Consider the following 19,075-nt stretch of genomic DNA (forward strand, 5'->3'; position numbering starts at 1 on the left):
CTGCCATGTACATCACCCGCCAGTCCAAGATCCACCCTCTGCAAACAGCAGGAGGTGAGCAATGACCACCTCGATCAAAACCATCGGCATCGTTACCTTCGCCGACTGCGGCGAAAAAGAACAAAGCCTGTTCCGGGTTAATCCGGATATTCCAGCCCGAGAAGCCTTGGAACATGCTTCCAACCTGTTCTACTACGCCAAAAAGCTCATGCTCGATGCGGCGATGGAGCCGCAGGGAGAACGCTATGCTTGGCCGGCTTATTACCTGTGCGAAATGGGTAAGGCCGTAGTGGACGACATTTCGAACTCCATTTCACCAAGCCAGTAAAATAGTACGCCCTGAGTCTTTAACACATAGAAGGCAAGCCATTAAAAATAATGGCTTGCCTAGTAAAATCTCAGAGGCTCATTCAATAGATCGGCATCTGAAAACGCATTCTAGACAAACAACGGTCAGAGGCTTCCCCATAAAGCTTCTGTGTCATTGCACAGTTATTTTTTGCATATTCAGACCAGATTGCTCCAAAATTCATATCCCCACCAATATATGCAACAGCTTTAGCGTAATCCATAGAAGTTGCTTTTTTGTTCACGACGGATACCGCCTTATAAAACCCATCCCCAATAACACCCGTTCGCAAATATATAATTTCATTTACACGAAAGCTCGTGAGTTGATTCAAACACGAAAGCTTTTCAATTGGAGCCTCTTGACCTGAAGATGCTTCGTCCGCGTCGTTGCATTGTTCGTCTCTCAAGCGAATCCAAAGCTTCTGGCTAGAGAGCAAGTCAGCTTTAAGGACTGGAGTCAATTCAGCAGAAAGAGCTTTATATTGCTCATTCAGAATCTTATCAATTTTAGCGAGAGACTCTTGAGAGCAACGTGCGATGTCCGAGTTCACTGTTATACTATCATCGCACTTAGCATCTGCCATCGCGGGGCTAACTAGTACCATTAGACACCCTAAAAAAGTTACGACCCTACCACTTATTTCCAACGTTTGCATTTCAGCGCCTCCTCAAATGAAGCTGAAGCACTTCATCACTAAAAATCACTTCATAACCCCATTCAAATAAGCGGTACGTTCCTCACTCATTCGAGCCACACAATTATTAACTATCGTTATGTGAGCAGGCCGTCCTACCTCTACTTCAAATGCTTCCAGATCACAATTAGCATCACGATATTTCAACCATGCACGCTGCGCCCCCTTAAGCTTCTCCAAATACAAACCACCTAACTCAGAGTTTGCTTCATATTGGGCTCTAGTTCGACTTATTAGATTTTTGTAGCTTTCGTTCAGCTTCGCATCCGCACTGTCTTTTCTTTCTTTTGCACACAGGTCAACCTGGGCACTCAATGTAATATTATCGCACTCTCCCCCTATAGCAAAAGACGAAAAAATCGCAAGCAGAGCAAGCAAAGAAAACTTCCTAAAATAATCAAAAAACATTCTCATCACCTGTTATTTCTTAGATAATTAGCACGATGTCGCCCGCCTTCATACTGACTTATAGCAGGAGTATTTTCTATATATCTAATAAGCTCATCCACATCATCATTCATCCCTGCCTTCATTGGGTTTGGACCTTGGGTGAATCCTTGATAAACAAAGTCCACCAGTATATCTCTTACTATCTGCTGCAATCCTTCCCACTCTATACGTCCCGGCAATGTAGAGGTCCAATTATTGTAAACTACTATTGCTCTTGAAACGTAATCTGGATAAATCAAATCAAAAAGTGCCTTTTGCTGCTCAAGCGTGATCTCCCCGATATCTTGTTTATTCGCCGCTACAAAGTCTCTTGCCAAGTTTCCTTTTAACCCACGGGCTTTAGATATTTTCGTAGCTTGAGCAGCTGGAACCCCCGAAGCAACCATATGCTCATATATAGAGCTTTCACTTCGTGACCCCATATCATAGCCTCGCCCTAAAGTAACTCCTGACTCGGCATTACCTGGCCAATGTATTACTCTGCTGAAGAATTGCGACGTAGAGATATCATTACCTTCTGCATCATATGTGACCTTCCCCAAGCTTCCATTTGAGCTCTTCAGTTTGCAAAAGGCTCCCAGCAAACCAACAGGGTGTATATGCCATACTTCGGCATTATCAATTATCCCAAGCTTACCCCACCAACTCAGGCTCTCAATCCGCGCCTTCTCGGCAACCCACTCCTTATGTGGCGCCGACTCGCTATGCCCCATTAACTCATCCAATGAGTCCCACTTCGCTGCCTTGTAGTCCCACTCACTCTCATATTTGATAATCATCTGTGAGACCGGTTGGGCGAACCAAGGCTTACTCAGGGCATTTCCTATCTCTTCCGGTGGAAGCTTCGTGTCGTGATTTCGATCAAGGATAGTGTAGAGAGATTGTTTTGTCGGACCTGCCCCGGCAGTCACGATATTTGGGTGGTAAGCCTTGCGTTCTTCATCCGTCATATTCTCTTGCGCATGAAGAAAATCCGCGTAGAGATCGACATTGCTCCCAGTTTCTTCGATGAAGGTGAAACCTTCCCATTCAAAAGGCGAGTGGCGGTACAACGTGGTATTAGGCTCGGCAAACCAACCGTCGATGCTCTCTCCTTGAGCATCGGCGAGTAGCCCTTCCAGGTGCCACCACTGCGTATAGGTAGTGACTCCACCCATCACCACCGGAGCTTTGATTTTTTTCTCTGCTGGCAGGGCTTCCAATACGCTCACAGGAATGAGCAGACCATAACCGACCTCTTTACTAGCATCGTTCGCCTTGGGGGGGTTGGTAGCATTCATACCCGGCACATGAGTAATCAGCCGGATGCGTGGCAGGATTTTGACCAGTGTCTTTTCTGTTTCTGGCAGTCTGACGGCCTGCTCTTTGGTCTGGTCGATGAAAGCCTTGATGTCCTCACAGCTAAACACTTCCAGATGCAGTAAGTTTTTCGGAGCTGCGTCCGAGTAGTTCTGATACTTCCCCACATGCCCTATGAGTTCACCGGCTTTGATTTTATGAACCGGTGTCAACGGGACAATCACCCCCGGGGTCTTGGGTTCGCTTTTTACCTCAAGAGAGTCGAGCCAGACATACCCAGGCAATGTTCCATCTGCACCCGGTGTCAACGCAGGGATGGATTCGCCGGTGACAATTTCCAGCAGCTTGCGATATTTGCCAGAAGTTTGTTCATTGCTGATTTTGATTTGCGTGCCTGCAGGTAAAAAACCTATAGGCAGACCTCTTGCCGTAGCACTGCGGATATTCGCCCCGGTTTTCTGCCCTGGAGGGGCGTCCTCGGCTTTCTCTCCGACAAAATAAATATCTCCAGAAAGGTGCTGCATTTCACCTTTGAACACCCAACCCGTATTTGCTGGCAGAGCTGCGACTTCAGGGGTCACGCTGACGATTTCGAGCCATTTTTGTGTTGCTGGAGCAGGTTTAGTGTTCACCGTGGTACCACGGGGTAGAACCGTCAAAACCGGGGTCTGCCCTGAGTTGCCGCTACGAACTCGCAGCCCTAATGATTTGTCTGGCGCATTTGCTTTGACTTGATAAGTGTCGTTACCCCAAAAGGCAGGCCTTTGAAGCCTAGGGTTTCGGTCTTGCGGTCGGCGTGGGTGATGCGGTGTTCTTCAGCCTTGAGTTCGGTGTAGGTGTTCTTCTCCACGGTGTCGTGGCGTTCGTGGCCGATGCGGATTTTCTGGTCGTGCTCGATGTTTTCATCCCAGTCGCGCTGGGCGTGGATGAAGATCTGTTCGGCGCCTTTTTTGTCTTCGATGCGCAGTTCGTTGTAGCCGGCGCCGCCCGGTGAGCTCATGGACTTGAACACCGTGCGGGTCTTGTTCGCCGGCAGGGCGTAAGGCACCGGGTGTTCCTTGTGGTACAGGCAGCCGGTGATCAGCGGCTGGTCGGGGTCGCCCTCGAGGAACGTCACCAGCACTTCCATGCCGATGCGCGGGATGACGATGGCGCCGTAGCGGTCGCCGGCCCAACTGGAGGACACCCGCAGCCAGCAGCTGGTCTTGTTGTCGGCCTTGCCCTCGCGGTCCCAGTGGAACTGCACCTTTACGCGGCCGTACTGGTCGCAGTGGATTTCTTCGCCCTTGGGCCCGGTGACCACCGCGGTCTGGCTGCCCAGCACCCGCGGTTTCGGGTGGTTCAGGGCCGGACGGTAGAACACCTGCCAGGGCGTGGCGAGGAAGCGGTTGCGATAGCCCTGGTGGAAGTCGTCCTTGTTGTCGGTGGTGTCGCTGGTCACCGACTCTTCCAGCACCTGCGGCTGTTTGCCTTCGTGGACGATATGGGTCAGCAGCCAGAGGTCGTTCCACTCGCTGCGCGGGTGCTCGGACAGTTCCAGGAAATGGCCGCTGACCAGCCGCGTCTGGTCGCCCCAGCCTTCGGCCTGCTGGTAGTCGGCGCGGTGGCGTTCGAGGGCGCGCTGGCTGAGGAACTTGCCGCGCGCGCGGTCGGTGAAACAGCCCGGGTAGTCGTAGTCTTCCAGGTCCGGTTCTTCACTGTCGGTCTCGGGTTTATAGGCGGCTTCCAGTTGCAGGCGCGGCTTCTCGAAGTCGTAATCGCGTCGAGTAGTACGGCGGGTGCGGGTCTCCAGGCGCAGGTTGAAACCCTTGATCACCGGCTCGTCGGCGACCATGCCACTGCCCTGGATATAGGCGGTGGGCTGGCCGAGCTTGGGGAACACGGTCTGGTCGTCACCGAACACCAGCAGATGGCCCTGCGGGCTGTGCTGGAAGTGGTAATGCAGGCCTTCCTCTTCGCACAGGCGCTGGATGAAGTGCAGGTCGGTTTCGTCGTACTGCACGCAGTAGTCGCGGTCCGGGCACGGGGTGCCGAGCTGGAACCGGTAGGCGTTGCCCTGGATGCCGTGCTCTTCGAGGATCAGGGCGATGATCTTCGGCGCCGATAGCTGCTGGTAGATGCGCTGGTTGGTGCGGTGCTCGAGGTAGGCCAGCTGCGGCACCAGCGACACCTGGTAGCGGGTCAGGCGCTTGCCCGCGTCGCCCTGGGCCACGCGGTAGATCTGGCCGTGGATGCCACTGCCCTCGCCGTTCAGAGCAGCCGGGGCGAAGGCCAGGAACGCCTGCTTGTGCAGCAGCGTCTCCAGGTCCAGGTCGGGGTTCTCGCTGACCAGTTCCAGATCGAAACGGAACGGCTGGCTGATGCCTTCGATCCCTTCGAAAGACAGCACCTGCAAGTCACCCTGGAAGTCGTCGACCGTCAGGCTGAAGTGGGTTTCATTGGAAGGATTGAACATAGCTTGCTCCCTGCTTGGTGATCATCCATGACATCGGTGGCGCTATGAAAAGGTGGTCCTCAGAGTACTGACGCTATCAAGTGGAACGTAAAACGGCTGTAAGAAAACACCAGAATTCGGTACGAGAATTCCTATTTGAACTACCGCTCATAGAGAGCTGCTTGAAATCAACTAGATAACGCAACCAACCGAAAAAAGCGGGTTGTCACAAGCCGCAATGCCTATGTCGTTGCAGCGAGCCAAGTCGCCCGCTATCCTTCCGCCGTCGCTGCAAAATCAGCGACCGGGCCTGGAAACCCGAAGAGCAAAAAGGCGCAACAGCAGCGCCCAGACCATCAAGTGCAGGCGCTTTTTTTGTGCCTGTATTTCTGCGTCATGGCGGCTGTGCGTGGGAGACCTTCGGGTCTGCCGGGTTCCTTTTGCCTCGGTTTTCCAGCCCGCGTACAGCTGCCACCCTTCTCGCCTGGAAACGAAAACGGCAGCTTCTTTAACGTAAAAGGAGTTACGCCAATGTACGCATCCCACCTATACCAACCTCACCACTTGCAAACAGCAGGAGGTGCGCAATGACCACCTCAGTCAAAACCATCGGCATCGTCACCTTCGCCGATTGCGGCGGAAAAGAACAAAGCCTGTTCCGCGTCAATCCCGACATCCCAGTTCGGGAAGCCTTGGAGCATGCTTCCAACCTGTTCTACTACGCCAAAAAACTCATGCTCGATGCGGCAATGGAGGAACGCGGAGAGCGCTATGCTTGGCCTGCTTACTATCTGTGTGAAATGGGTAAAGCCGTTGTGGATGATTTATCACATGCAATGTTGAACTCTATTGCCTCCCAATAAAAACATTGGCAGGTTGAGAAAATAGGCGGCGTAACAAACGCCGCCACTTACTCATACAAACAATAAGCCACGATCTAAAAATTGGTCACTCACACTTTCCATCACTAACATTGGGTTCGATGCTTCTATTTCCTGTTTCATACCAATCACCGAGAAGCTGACTTTCACAGTACGTTTTCCTCTCTTCATCAAAATAGAACGCTAAAACTTCATCCACCATCGTTCCGCGGCTTGGTAGGAACAGCTTAACCTTATACAGTACATCTGGCATCGAAGCTTTTCTGAGAGTGTCAATTTTCGGACTACCGGAAAACTCACAAGGCGTTCCACTAAACAATAGCGATAGCGATCGCCCATTAGAAACATAAATCGCACAATTCTTTGTTGAGCCATCAAAAACAACAGCACTTATATATCCGCCCTCCCATTTCAATGTACCATTGGGAAATTGATTAATATCCTTTAAATCGACTTCATTTTCTTTAGCAATTATTTTTTCTATTGTGACTGGGAGAGGGGAAACTTCAGGAGCCCACAAACCCGAATCCCCCCAAGAAAAACCTACGGAAGAGAAAAATATAAAAAGAATCGAAAATATATTATTCATTCAGGTTTACCCATAGAAAAATTAATCATATGCAGCGATGGAGAGCAAGGAGAGTGTTATAAGAGTGGACGAATTCATTCACACTCCAGTTTTCACGCATATAAAAACGGCATCATGAATAGTTCTTTCACACCCACCCCCTACTCCCCTACCTGCACACAAAAAAGTACGTATTATCTATGTTTTAGAAATCACCGAAAGTCTTCAGCACTTTTCGGAAGGGCTTCAATACCTCTTGACGCTGCTCGACTAACGAATGCATAGCCACCTGCCTCGCAAGATTTTCTAAGAACAACCTTATCGTCTTTCAACACGGTTAAGAAACTGACAAAAGCTTGTGCAACAAAATATGTATACTTACCATTGTAAAACTTAATTATATCTAAATTTACGCTTCCCTCCGAGGCATTAACAACATAGAACCGTCCTTTGGGTGGAAGTTTTTCTTTGGGATATACAAATTCTATTTTTTCAGGAGCACCATATCGATACTGCACATACCCCGAACTCGGCTTATCATTACCAGAAGCACATACCGATACAATTTTCCCTCCTGGAAGTGGACAACTGAAGTAGATATCCTCATGCAGCTCACACAGAGTAATATCAGCTTCCCCTGCGAAAACCGGAAATATAAAAAAACCAAAGATCAAAAATACAAATAAAACTTTAATACCGTTATTTTTAGGCATGTACCACCCTATACAAAGGGTGCTCAACAAGTGCCACCCTTTTGTCTTTATTTCTGTCCCTATTAGTAGCTGAGCAAAGAATAGATCAAGAATTTTTCGCAGAAAATACGAGCTACTTTTAAGCAATCATTAGCATAACTCCTACTCTTTGCGACTAAATAAAAAACACCTCACCCTCATAGAAAGTCTATTTCTCAATGACTTTAACCAACCTCAGTTCATTATTACTAAACTCATAGAAGCGCTGCCTGTTTTTGGAGGGTAGACTTTCCCCTTTCAAGCCAACTTCAGGATCGGCTGCAACACCTATGACAATAAGTAGCCGACTGTCAGGCTTATGCACTGCCGTGAAGGGAGCCTTACCATCGTCCCCAAGAATATAATAAGCATTAGGAAATGAAGCCACCACCTCCCCAGTTTCAACATCTAGTATCTCTCCACAGATGGCGCCACCACCGCAACCATTTGTGTAAACAACATAGTGACCAGCAAAATCAACAGGCTGTTTGATCGCTTCTTTTCTATCCTCGACCCAATTATCACCAGGTTCATCTTGGGTTACTACTTCATGATGCTCACCTCGAAATATTTCCGCGACCTTATAATCCTCAAAGCGAAATCCCGCTGCATGAGCAAAACAGGAAATAAAAAACAGCCCCAACCAAAACCATCGACGACACGAAATATTACTTACCATTTTGCTTTGACTCCTCTAATACACGAACCATGTCATCGGGAAGAATATGAGCAGTGTTAAGCCCGTCTCCAGCATAATACGACTGCCCCTCAAAACTTGCCACTCTGGACAACATCACAGGAGTCACACCGTCCGCTTCCATAACTATCTTATTATTCTTATCACGTTTGGGGATAGAGCTGATAGGCTTCCCTTTACGTACACCTGCAGAGGCAAACTCTAACGCCCAAGCATAAATAGCTCTTTCAACATCACCATCCCCCTCCAAATACTGAATGAATGCTTTACGCTTCACTTTTATTAGGTACTCTTCAAATATTTTATCTTGGACAACCTCATCAAATTTCAGAGAGGTATCAAGCCCAAGCTTCTTCACAGCTCCATTAATTGTGTCAGGTATCATCTGATACCTTCCGGCTGCAAAAATATCACGGACCGCTTGTTTTTGCTGCAACTCAGCGATGGTAAGATCTGTTAAGTTAGTCTTGTAAAAAGATTTCTTTCCGCCTTTTGTTTTATTATAAGCAGTATAATCATTGCTCGATTCCACACTCGCCAATAAGTCCGCGAATGCGCTGTGGGCCCAACCTTTACCAGGCACCGAGACTTTCATTAAATTATTGACGAAAGCTATCGGATGAAAGTGATAGATTTGCTTTGGTAGTGAGACTTGCATTGCCCCAGCAAGCTCATCCCAAAAAACCAATTTATCAATTCTTCCTTGCTCATGTTTAAGCAAGTCTGGTGTATCTTTCAATAAATCCTTGATGCGAGCCCATTTCGGCTCAGACGATTTCGCTTGCCATTCCGTTGGATGGTAACCAATCAGTTTTGACCATTTATCACGTATGGCTGTATCGCGTAACGAGGCCTGAAGCTCACCGGGAGTTATGTTGTTATCCCCATTACTGTCTACTTCTTTATACAGTTCCTGAAAGAATTTCGGCATTTGTTCAGGGTCAAGAAATCCATCCGCGTTTTGGCTATTCTCTTTGACGACTGTAAAACCTAACTTCTCCCAATCGTGCTGACAAACGATCTCGCACTTTTCCTTACTGATATATCCCGCTATCTTTTTTTCAGGGCCCGGGGTGGTAAGCTCAAACCACTCTTTACCTTCGGCATCTTTTATCTTCTTGGCTTGACCCAATGCCACTATCAACTTGTTTTCCAGCGGGGCTGTCTGCTCGGCAAATACTGGCTTTTCAGAACTTCCGCCTTTTGATGCCAGTTTTTGTCCTTTGCTGACAATGATGTACTTTTTCCCATCCAGAATCCCAGCTGGATTTTTCAAGAAGCTCTCTAGTCCACTATCCGCACTAAAAATCTCGACATGAACCTGGTGCTTGCTATTCACACCACCTTTGGCACTGGCCGGGGACTCATAAAGCCCCATATACCCGATAGGCTCCCCTGCCTTTATCGCCGTATTGGTTAAGACCACGCTATCGAAGCGGGATGGAACAACACCTTTTCTGGTGATGAACGGTTTTGCCCCAGTATCACTTACGCAACACCAAAATGTCGGAGGCAAGACACCTTCGCCCTTCAGGCCGGCCCCGTCTCCAGGAATAAACTTACATTCGGCCATAGGGTAGCGCTCTCCATCTTCGAGAGTCAGCCACTTGATCTTTGCAGAATCGAATTCAATAGTGCTACCGGTACAAAGTACTTGCTGTGGTGCAAGTTGCGGACCACCTTTTTCCCCTATGGGAGCTCCGCGAACCTTCAGCCCTTGAAGGGTCGTTACAGTCGCCTTTACTGTTCCGTGCCAATAGCCAGGAGTCGTCCGCTCCCGCGGAGGAATATCCTGGAGACGATTACTTCCTTTATTATCTTTGATTGCTTCGCCATTCTCCTCTATAGCAAACCATACGCAATCATCTATCTTCTTATTCGAAAAGCTGCCTTTGGTAATACGGCCATAGGCAAATTTATATTTCCCGTCGGCCGAGTTCTCTTCCTTAAGAATCTCGAACTCTGTGCCAGTAGGAATATTACCAAAAACCTCACTCCCCTCCTTCCCCAGCGGTAAGCTTCGCGCAAGCCAGCCACCATTAACCGCCTTAACCTTTCTTTTTAAATCAACTTCTTTTACGGAGTAGTCTTTGAATGGAAGAAGGTGCATATACAAGCTATAAAAAGTTAGACAGTTCTGCCCCCCACCCTTTTCACCTTCAGCAGTCTTCTTTTTAGGGGACTTGTACTCATGGCGTACAAGGCAAAACGACGTAGAATACTTTAAAGACGCGCAATCATTCGAGCCTACAAACTCAGAAGTCAGATGGCTTTCATTTAACCGATACGCAACAACCTCACCGTCCCCGATACACCGGATAGGCGTTTCACGCACACACTGAGGTGCACTTTTATCACTAATATGAATCCCACCATGCCAGAACCCATGGGCACTCAACAAGTAGTGCCCTGAGGTCTCTTTTTGCAAGACCTCATAGATTTCGTCGGCACTTTTATATCCCTGATCATCTGGCTTTCTAAAAGGGAACTGATACCCTTCAATTGATGTATTCTTTGCAGTACCCGTGGATGAACCTTTAGGAGCAACTCCTGGCCTAATAACCCCACTAACAATATCAGCAATATATTTTTCAAACTGCGCCTTCTCCAACTCAATATGAGAATGCACAGCATAAGTTACTTTTCCCGCTACCCCGACACCAGACTGAATCCCAATAGGCTGGCCATATTCTATATACTGTCCATCCTTCACCTTGAACTTAGTATCCAAGTGAAGTGCTTGGCCTATAAGCCTGCCGCCTGTCGGTGCATCATAGATCTTTACAGCGCCATAATTTATGGATGTTTTTACATATCCAGAAATTGGCGCAGGAACTTCCACGCCTTTGATGCTACCATTTACCTTGAGGACAAAGTCCTTCTTGATAAGGGTTGGCCCGTTCTTGCTTTTTCGTATTTCTTCGTTATGCCCGTCAATGACCTCATAATCCCGCCCTTTCTCTTGACCGGAAGATGGGTGATGTTTTGCCAGACTGGAAAATGAAGTTACATTTCGAATAGTCTTGCCAACACTTTCAACGATTTCATACTTTTCAGACGACATACATCTCTCCAACGGCAATCAAGCCCAATATCAAATTCCGCATCGAATACCATACATCTTTACAACTTCGACCTTCCCTTGATATGTGAACTTAACCTCTACATCTCTGTCGTCCGACTCTTGATACTCTGAGAAATTATATTTCTTGAGTACCTTGTATGACATCTTCAACTCTCCATCTCTAGAGCTGTAATTTCCAGTATTTTCGTCTCTATCCTTGCCAGCCAGCTCAATTATGCTTCCATTTTTCTTGAGATAAACAAAATCTTCTATTTCCACGGCGGTCAGCGGCGAGTTTTCGCTTACACCGGAAAGGCTATATTGGCACCTGTAATTCTCATCCGAATGTTCTTCATTGAACTTCTCCAATGCCTCTTCATAAGTGATAACGTCAAACCCTTTGCTTATATTATTTTTCTCCGCACATGCAGCCCCACTCAGCAAAAGCAAACATGCCAGCGCGCGCGCTATGAAGGTTTTAAAAAAAGCAGTATGAAAATTCATGTCAGTTCCTAACAATTCATTCTGAAAACACAAAAAAAGCCTTCGGCTTAACCTTCTCCGGCGGCGTATTCATCAACGCCTCATCCATCAAACTCCCCGCCTTATCCTTATCCGCCGCCCCCGGCAACCCCGGCGGCTTGATCCCAATCCCCGTCCCACTCCCCGGCGATCCCCCGGCATTGATCTTCACCACCGACCCCACCACCGTGACGCCGCCGGCATCCAGCTTGATAAAGCTGCCGCCGGCCTTGATGGTCAGTTCGCTGCCGGCCTCGATCACCATCTTGGCCCCAGCCTTGAGGTGGATTTCCTGGCCGGCCTTGATCAGTTGCGCGGTGCCGAGCTTGATATGCTGGTTTTCGCCGACGGTCAGGTGGTCGTCGACGCGGGTTTCAATCTTGCGGTCGGCGTGGGTGACACGGTGTTCTTCGGCCTTGAGCTCGGTGTAGGTGTTCTTCACCACCGTGTCGTGGCGTTCGTGGCCGATGCGGATTTTCTGGTCGTGCTCGATGTTTTCGTCCCAGTCGCGCTGGGCGTGGATGAAGATCTGTTCGGCGCCTTTCTTGTCTTCGATGCGCAGTTCGTTGAAGCCGGCGCCGCCCGGCGAGCTCATGGACTTGAACACGGTGCGGGTCTTGTTCGCCGGCAGCGGGTAAGGCACCGGGTGTTCCTTGTGGTACAGGCAGCCGGTGATCAGCGGCTGGTCGGGGTCGCCTTCGAGGAAGGTCACCAGCACTTCCATGCCGATGCGCGGGATGACGATGGCGCCGTAGCGGTCGCCGGCCCAGCTGGAGGACACGCGCAGCCAGCAGCTGGTCTTGTCGTCGGCCTTGCCCTCGCGGTCCCAGTGGAACTGCACCTTCACCCGGCCGTACTGGTCGCAGTGGATTTCTTCGCCCTTGGGCCCGGTGACCACCGCGGTCTGGCTGCCCAGCACGCGCGGTTTCGGGTGGTTCAGGGCCGGGCGGTAGAACACCTGCCAGGGCGTGGCGAGAAAACGGTTGCGATAGCCCTGGTGGAAGTCGTCCTTGTTGTCGGTGGTGTCGCTGGTCACCGACTCTTCCAGCACCTGTGGCTGCTTGCCTTCGTGGACGATATGGGTGAGCAGCCAGAGGTCGTTCCACTCGCTGCGCGGGTGCTCGGACAGCTCCAGGAAGTGGCCGCTGACCAGTCGTGTCTGGTCGCCCCAGCCTTCGGCCTGCTGGTAGTCGGCGCGGTGGCGCTCGAGGGCGCGCTGGCTGAGGAACTTGCCGCGGGCGCGGTCGGTGAAGCGCCCCGGGTAGTCGTAGTCTTCCAGGTCCGGCTCTGCGCTTTCAGCCTCGGGTTTATAGGCCGCTTCCAGTTGCAGGCGCGGCTTCTCGAAGTCGTAGTCGCGGCGGGTGGTGCGGCTGGTGCGGGTTTCCAGGCGCAGGTTGAAGCCCTTGATTACCGGCTCGTCAGCGACCATGCCGCTGCCCTGGATATAGGCGGTGGGCTGGCCGAGCTTGGGGAACACTGTCTGGTCGTCGCCGAACACCAGCAGGTGGCCTTGTGGGCTGTGCTGGAAGTGGTAATGCAGGCCTTCCTCTTCGCACAGGCGCTGGATGAAGTGCAGGTCGGTTTCGTCGTACTGCACGCAGTAGTCGCGGTCTGGGCACGGCGTGCCGAGCTGGAACCGGTAGGCGTTGCCCTGGATGCCGTGCTCTTCGAGGATCAGCGCGATGATCTTCGGTGCCGACAGCTGCTGGTAGATGCGCTGGTTGGTGCGGTGTTCGAGATAGGCCAGCTGCGGCACCAGCGACACCTTGTAGCGGGTCAGGCGCTTGCCGGCATCGCCCTGGGCCACGCGGTAGATCTGCCCGTGGATGCCACTGTTCTGCGGATCAAAGGCCAGGAACGCCTGCTTGTGCAGCAGCGTCTCCAGGTCCAGATCGGGGTTCTCGCTGACCAGTTCCAGATCGAAACGGAACGGCTGGCTGATGCCTTCGATCCCTTCGAAAGACAGCACCTGCAAGTCACCCTGGAAGTCGTCGACCGTCAGGCTGAAGTGGGTTTCATTGGAAGGATTGAACATAGCTTGCTCCCTGTTCGATGGTCATCCGTTACGCCGATGGAACCAGCGTTGCAGCCAGGACGAATCCGCGCGCATGGCGTCGCGCAATGCTTGGGCGCAGATGTTGCGTTGCGCCACGTCGAAGGCCAGCGCCGCGCGCAGGGCTGGCCAACAGTGTCTGGGAAGGTTCTTGGGTGCCTGCAGCGTGCGGTCCAGGCGTTCGTCGCGGGCCTGGGTCGACGGCAACCGGCGATACGGGTGCTTGCCACAGGCCAGCTCAAAGATCACACAGGCCACCGCGTACAGATCGGCGCTGGCCGACAAGGCCCCGCCCTCCAGCAATTCGGGGGCGGCATAGCCGGGCGTCCAGGCATTGAAGCGGCTGCGGCTCAGCTGCGGCAGGCCGGGCAGCACGCCCTCCTCGGCCTGGCTTAGGCCGAAGTCGAACAGCCGCACGCCGTCTTCGCACAGCATCACGTTGCTCGGCTTCAGGTCGCCGTGCAGCACACCGCGAGCGTGGCTGTACGCCAGGGCATCGAGCAGTGGCCGCACCACATCGCGCAGCTCTTTCCACGGCAGGCCCAACGGCCGTTCGCAGAGCAGTTTATCCAGGGTCAGGCCGCGCATCAGCTCCATGGTGATGAAGGCGCGCTGGCACTGGGTGTCCACCTCGAAGCTGTGCAGGCGCACGACGTTCGGGTGGCGCAGGCGTCGGGTCAGGGCGAACTCGCTGTAGAGCAAGGCGCTGGCATCCGGCGTCTCGGAGAATTCTTCGCTCATGACTTTGAGCGCTATGTAAGGATCGGGATCGCCGAACTGCTCATGCAGCAGGTCCCGCGCGCGGTAGACCGTGCCCATGCCACCGGCCCCGAGCAGGCGCTCGAGGCGGTAACGTCCGGCCAGCACATCCGGCAGCCCGCCCACCGGCGCCACGGCCTTGGCCTTGGAACGGGAGCGGTTCCTCGAGCGGTTGCGGCCCTTGCCCTTGGCCTTGGCCTTGGGCGCCACGGGACGCGGCGCCTCGTTGGCCTTGGCGAAGGCGAAATAGGTCAGGTTGCTGGCCTCTTCCTCGCTCATCAGGATGTTATCCAGACCGGATTTGAGATCACTCATTGGCGGATCACCACGGCTGTCAGGTTGTCCCGTGCCGAGCCACGCAGGGCGCCGTCGAACAGACGCTCCAGCGCCACCTGCGGCGAAGCCAGGCTCAAGGCGTTGCCCAGCGCGTCGCTGGTCAACCCCTGGTACAGGCCGTCGCTGCACAGCAGGAAGGCATCGCCGGGGTAAACCTGCAACTCCAGCACATCCAGGGTCAGTTGCTCGCTGGCCCCCACCGCCCGGGTCAGGGCATTGGCCGCCGGATGGGCCCGCGCCTGCTCGACGCTCATCTGCTGCTCGTCGATCAGTTGCTGCTGCAACGAATGGTCCTTGGACAGCTGGTACAGACGCTGCCCGCGCCACAAGTAACAGCGGCTGTCGCCGGCCCAGATGCACGCCGCGCGATCGCCTTCCAGCAACAGCGCGACCACGGTGCTGCCCATGATGCTGTCGTGGCGCTCGGCAGTGACGGTCAACTCCTGGCCCAGGCGCCGGTTGAGCCAGTGCAGGCACTGGCGCAGGTCCTTGAGCCGCTCGTCGAAGCTGTCTTGCACCGGCAACTCGGCCAGGCTGGCGACGATCAACTGGCTGGCGATATCGCCACCCTGATGCCCGCCCATGCCGTCCGCGACCACCCAGAGCCCCTGCTCCGGACAGTCGAGGAAGGCATCTTCGTTGCGCGCCCGAACCTTGCCCGGGTCGGTGCGCGCAGCGCTGCGCCAGGTACTGGCAACCAGCATCAGAGCTGCACCGGCATGCGGAAGGTGCGCAGCACGCCCATGTCGAACGGGTTCGGCGTGCGCTGGCTCATCAGCAGGTAGTTGGCACGCAGGCCGCCCAGGTCGGCCTTGAGCACCAGCACGTCACGGCCGGTCAGGTACTCGGTCTGCATCAGGTCGAACAGACGGAACAGCGACCAGGGGCCGGTGTTCTTTTCGATGCCCACCGGGCGCCCGGCCATCTTGTCCAGCACCAGGCTGGTGCGGCCGTCTTCGGCATCGGTCGGCCACTTGAAGGACACCGGCACGATCGGACCGTGGCGGTATTCCATGCTCTTGTCGCCGAAACGGAACTCGGAGCGGCTCACCGCCGGGTCCAGGGTGTAGGGCTCCAGCTTGAACTGCACCTGCGGCTCCGCCGGGTTCTCCGAGAAGAAGCTCTGGCGGATCACCTGGGCCGCGGCCATCTGGTCGAGGTAGACCTTGGACATCGGCAGGCTGTGGCCGTCGATGCTGCGCAGGCGGTAGTTGCCCGGATCGCCGCTGACGAAAGGCCGCATGTAGGTTTCGAAGAAGCGATCGGCAATGCCCTGGGCCTTGAAGAACTCGCGGAAATCGCTGATGGCGACATCGCTGGTGCTGTGGGCGCTGAACGGATAACGCTTGCTGATGGCCTTGCCGTAGAAGCTGTACAGCTCGCTCTGATAACGCTGGTTGAGGTACTGGTAGGAGTCGTTGAGCACCAGGCGCCAGGTGTCTTCGGCCAGCACGTTGAACCACACGCTCACCGGACGCGGCAGGCGCACCGAGGCGTTGCGCAGGTTGCTCAGCGCATCGCGCTGGCCGCTCATGCGGGTCTTGGCCATTTCGAACGCTGCCTGCTCGGGCGCACTGGCACGGGCCAGCCCGGCCAGTTGCAGTTGCAGGTCGTTCAGCGCTTGCAGCGCCGGCGTCAGGTCCGCCGCCGGGCCGTTGTTGTCATCCAGCAGACGGTGCAGCGGCTCGAAGCGACGTTGCAGCGACTTCTTCGCGGTGTCCGGCAGGTTCTTGGCCAGGGCTTCCTGGGCCTTGCCCGCGGCAGCTGCCGCGACCTTGCCCAGCGCCCCGCCCTTCTCGGCGGCCTTGTCCGCCGCGGCGGTCGCGTCTTCGGCCGCTTCGGCGATGGCCTGGAAGCGGGTGTTCTCGCGCACCTCCACCAGCAGTTGCAGCACTGGCGAGTTGGCCGAAGTCAGGCCAGCGACCTGATCGGCGCCTTCGCCGGCATCGTTGAACGGCTGCAGGCCGACCTGGCCGACCGCTTCGCTCCAGAAGTTGGCGTAGTCGCGGAAGTACAGCTGCTCCAGCTCCACCATCAGGCGGCGCAGGTCCATGCCGCTGATGCCGCTGCCTTCGCCCAGCACCCAGTTGTCACGCAGGATATCGGTGACCAGCGCCGTGCCCTGGACCGAGAAGTACTGCTGGTAACCCTGCTGGGTGTAGAAGCCCGGGATCGCGTAGTCGGTGCCGACGAACAGGCTGCCCTGCGGCCCCAGGTGCTGGCTCAGACGGTACTCCGGCAGGCTCCGCGCCTGTTCGCGCAGCACGCGATAGACCACGTTGGCCAGCGACTCGCTACGCAGCACCTGGCGCGCCTGGGCCACCAGGGTGTCGTTGAGCGGGTAGCTGAACGGCAGCTTGAGCAGGCGTTCGAAGTGCGCGCCCAGGCCGTTCTGCACCGCGGTGTTGCCGGCGTAGCGCGTCGACCAGTCGGTGGCTACCCAATCCTTGAGCCAGGACGGATCGCGACGGTCCTGCATGTTCAGCATCAGGTACGCCCGCAGGCTGTTGAGCAGGCGGTCGCGGTCGCGCATGTTGCTGCGGATCTGCCCTTCCAGCATCTGCGCCACCCGTGGCAGCAGCTGCGCTTGCAACTCACGCTCGTAGGCGCTGAGCACCACTGGGTTGCTTTCCTCGCCCTGGTACAGGCCGACCCGCTCGTGCAGCGATACATCGCCCTTGGCCGGGAACACCTTGGTGGCTTCGAAGCTGGTGTCGAGGGTCTTGAGCGCCGCCATCGCGTCGTCGCGGGCGGTCAGCGCGGTGCGCTGCTGGTTCCAGTTCTGCGCCAGGGAGCGCAGGTTTTCCAGGCGCTCGTAGTTGGCGGAGAAACCGCCGGCCCAGAGCAGGCCGAACAAGGCCAGGGCCACCAGCGCGCCAACGTACAGCGCACGCTGGCTCCAATGGATGCGATTGCGCTCGCGCTTGTCCAGGCCAGCCAGGTCGGCCTCGGGGAAAATCACCCGGCTCAGCAGGTGATGAATGAAGCGCGAACGACCGCTGCGCAAAGTTGGCAGCACACCGGCCGCCATGCCCAGGCTGGCACCGATGCCGGCGGTATCGGGGTCGAGCTTTTCCGTCAGGTGCGGCGCGCTGGTCAGGTAAAAACCGCGCAGCTGGCTGGCCCGCTGGTAGCGGTTGCCGGTGAACGCCATGTCGACGAACAGGCACAGGCGCTCGCCGATCTGGCCCAGTTGGTGCGGGAAGTCGAGAATGCGGCCACGGCGCTGGGTGTCGCGCTCCTGGTGCATGCGCATGATCACCTGGCTGTTCAGGCGGCGCAGCAGCTCTTCGAACTCCTGGCGCAGCACGGCGACGTCGGTGCCGTTCTGTTCCTTGCGGAAGCTGGTGCCGAGCACCTGGTCGCTTTCCTCGCGGCTCAGTTGGTCGAAGAACTCGTCGAAGCCCAGCAACTGGTCGGCCTTGCTCAGCACCAGGTACACCGGCACGTCGACGTGCAGTTTCTGGTGCACGTCCTGCAGGCGCGCGCGGACCTGGCGCGCCAGGGTGTCGAGATCCTGCTCGTTGCCACTCAGCAGCAGCTCCACCGGAATGGTCACCAGCACGCCGTTGAGCGGACGCCCGCGACGACGCTTGCGCAGCAGGTTGAGCAAGGTGCTCCAGGCGCTGCCGTCGACTTCCGCGTCAGGCTGGGTCAGGTAACGGCCGGCGGTGTCGATCAGTACGCCGTGGTCGGCGAAGTACCAGTCGCAATGCCGGGTGCCGATGGTGTCGCGGGTCAGCTTGCGGTCAATCTTGTTGATCGGGAACTCAAGGCCCGAGAAGTCCAGCAGGCTGGTCTTGCCACTGCTCTGCGGACCGATCAGCAGGTACCAGGGCAGGTCGTTGCGCCAGCGCTCGCTGCGCCCGCGGTACAGGCTCGAGGTCTTGAGGGTGCGCATGGCTTCCTTGAAGCGGCTGCGCAGCTCTTTCTGTTCCTCGTCGATCAGCTCTTCACGGCGCAGGCGTTCCTGGCCGTCTTCGCTGTCTTCCATTTCTTTCTTGCGTATCCCGGCGCGCCAGCTGACGAAGACCATGGTCAGGCCCCAGATCAGGAACAGCACGCTGATGGTCAGCAGGCGCGAGGTCGCGCTTTCCCAGAACTTGTAGTCGTTGACCGCCAGCAGCGGCCCGACGAACCACACCAGCAGTGCCACGAACAGCACCAGCAACAGCGTCCAGACCCACGTCTTGCGCAGGAAGGCGCCGACTTTCTTGAAGAAGTTTTTCATCACA

General features: G+C 54.7%; 14 protein-coding genes and 1 pseudogene. 2 read left to right on the plus strand and 13 right to left on the minus strand.

Features of this window, described 5'->3' with window-relative positions; all coding sequences use genetic code 11:
- The first annotated feature begins 61 nt into the window (after positions 1-61).
- Positions 62-328 carry a DUF3077 domain-containing protein gene (locus C4K38_RS31345; RefSeq protein ID WP_053281441.1) on the plus strand — a complete coding sequence of 89 codons (267 nt, stop codon included), beginning with the start codon at positions 62-64 and terminating at the stop codon, positions 326-328.
- Positions 329-410: 82 nt separating this feature from the next.
- On the opposite strand, the gene C4K38_RS31350 is transcribed toward C4K38_RS31345, so the two are convergent.
- The 4 genes and pseudogenes from C4K38_RS31350 to C4K38_RS31365 form a co-directional block, all read right to left on the minus strand.
- The gene (locus C4K38_RS31350) at positions 411-1,007 is read right to left on the minus strand and encodes a lysozyme inhibitor LprI family protein (RefSeq protein ID WP_081001607.1); all 597 of its coding nucleotides are present in this window, start codon (positions 1,005-1,007) and stop codon (positions 411-413) included.
- 45 nt (positions 1,008-1,052) lie between these two features.
- Entirely contained in the window at positions 1,053-1,454 is a 402-nt protein-coding gene (locus C4K38_RS31355) for a lysozyme inhibitor LprI family protein (RefSeq protein WP_164487029.1), read from the minus strand.
- 5 nt (positions 1,455-1,459) lie between these two features.
- Complete coding sequence (locus C4K38_RS32685) at positions 1,460-3,427, minus strand: DUF8812 domain-containing protein (RefSeq protein WP_232007627.1); 1,968 nt, start codon at positions 3,425-3,427, stop codon at positions 1,460-1,462.
- 146 nt (positions 3,428-3,573) lie between these two features.
- Positions 3,574-5,250: pseudogene (locus tag C4K38_RS31365) on the minus strand (type VI secretion system Vgr family protein); the annotation flags it as partial.
- 566 nt (positions 5,251-5,816) lie between these two features.
- On the opposite strand from C4K38_RS31365, the gene C4K38_RS31375 reads away from it, so the two are divergent.
- Positions 5,817-6,092, plus strand: a complete 276-nt coding sequence (locus tag C4K38_RS31375) for a DUF3077 domain-containing protein (protein WP_053281442.1) — start codon at positions 5,817-5,819, stop codon at positions 6,090-6,092.
- A gap of 85 nt (positions 6,093-6,177) precedes the next feature.
- Here C4K38_RS31375 and C4K38_RS31380 read toward each other — a convergent pair whose 3' ends face one another.
- The 9 genes from C4K38_RS31380 to tssM all read right to left on the minus strand — a co-directional run bounded on the left by C4K38_RS31380 (position 6,178) and on the right by tssM (position 19,071).
- Complete coding sequence (locus C4K38_RS31380) at positions 6,178-6,699, minus strand: hypothetical protein (protein ID WP_124345328.1); 522 nt, start codon at positions 6,697-6,699, stop codon at positions 6,178-6,180.
- A 191-nt stretch (positions 6,700-6,890) separates the two neighbouring features.
- On the minus strand, positions 6,891-7,391 hold the full coding sequence (locus tag C4K38_RS31385) for a hypothetical protein (protein ID WP_081364276.1): 501 nt from the start codon (positions 7,389-7,391) through the stop codon (positions 6,891-6,893).
- Positions 7,392-7,578: 187 nt separating this feature from the next.
- Positions 7,579-8,088: a hypothetical protein gene (locus C4K38_RS31390; RefSeq protein WP_081001610.1), complete on the minus strand. Its 510-nt coding sequence runs from the start codon at positions 8,086-8,088 to the stop codon at positions 7,579-7,581.
- A complete protein-coding gene (locus C4K38_RS31395; protein ID WP_124345329.1) occupies positions 8,078-11,170 on the minus strand; it encodes a hypothetical protein in 3,093 nt (1,030 codons plus the stop codon). The genes C4K38_RS31390 and C4K38_RS31395 overlap by 11 nt, the downstream gene beginning before the upstream one ends.
- A gap of 30 nt (positions 11,171-11,200) precedes the next feature.
- Positions 11,201-11,674, minus strand: coding sequence for a hypothetical protein (locus C4K38_RS31400; protein WP_053281450.1), 474 nt, complete (start codon positions 11,672-11,674; stop codon positions 11,201-11,203).
- Positions 11,675-11,690: 16 nt separating this feature from the next.
- Complete coding sequence (locus C4K38_RS31405) at positions 11,691-13,727, minus strand: type VI secretion system Vgr family protein (protein ID WP_081364185.1); 2,037 nt, start codon at positions 13,725-13,727, stop codon at positions 11,691-11,693.
- A 21-nt stretch (positions 13,728-13,748) separates the two neighbouring features.
- A complete protein-coding gene (locus C4K38_RS31410; RefSeq protein ID WP_053276683.1) occupies positions 13,749-14,819 on the minus strand; it encodes a serine/threonine-protein kinase in 1,071 nt (356 codons plus the stop codon).
- Positions 14,816-15,544 (minus strand): PP2C family protein-serine/threonine phosphatase, encoded by a 729-nt coding sequence (locus C4K38_RS31415; protein WP_053276684.1) that lies wholly within the window; start codon positions 15,542-15,544, stop codon positions 14,816-14,818. Before C4K38_RS31415 ends, C4K38_RS31410 begins: the two co-directional genes overlap by 4 nt.
- Positions 15,544-19,071 (minus strand): type VI secretion system membrane subunit TssM, encoded by a 3,528-nt coding sequence (gene tssM, locus C4K38_RS31420; protein ID WP_053276685.1) that lies wholly within the window; start codon positions 19,069-19,071, stop codon positions 15,544-15,546. Before tssM ends, C4K38_RS31415 begins: the two co-directional genes overlap by 1 nt.
- Positions 19,072-19,075: the final 4 nt, after the last annotated feature.

The organism is Pseudomonas chlororaphis subsp. piscium (assembly GCF_003850345.1).
GTDB classification, from domain to species: domain Bacteria; phylum Pseudomonadota; class Gammaproteobacteria; order Pseudomonadales; family Pseudomonadaceae; genus Aquipseudomonas; species Aquipseudomonas piscium.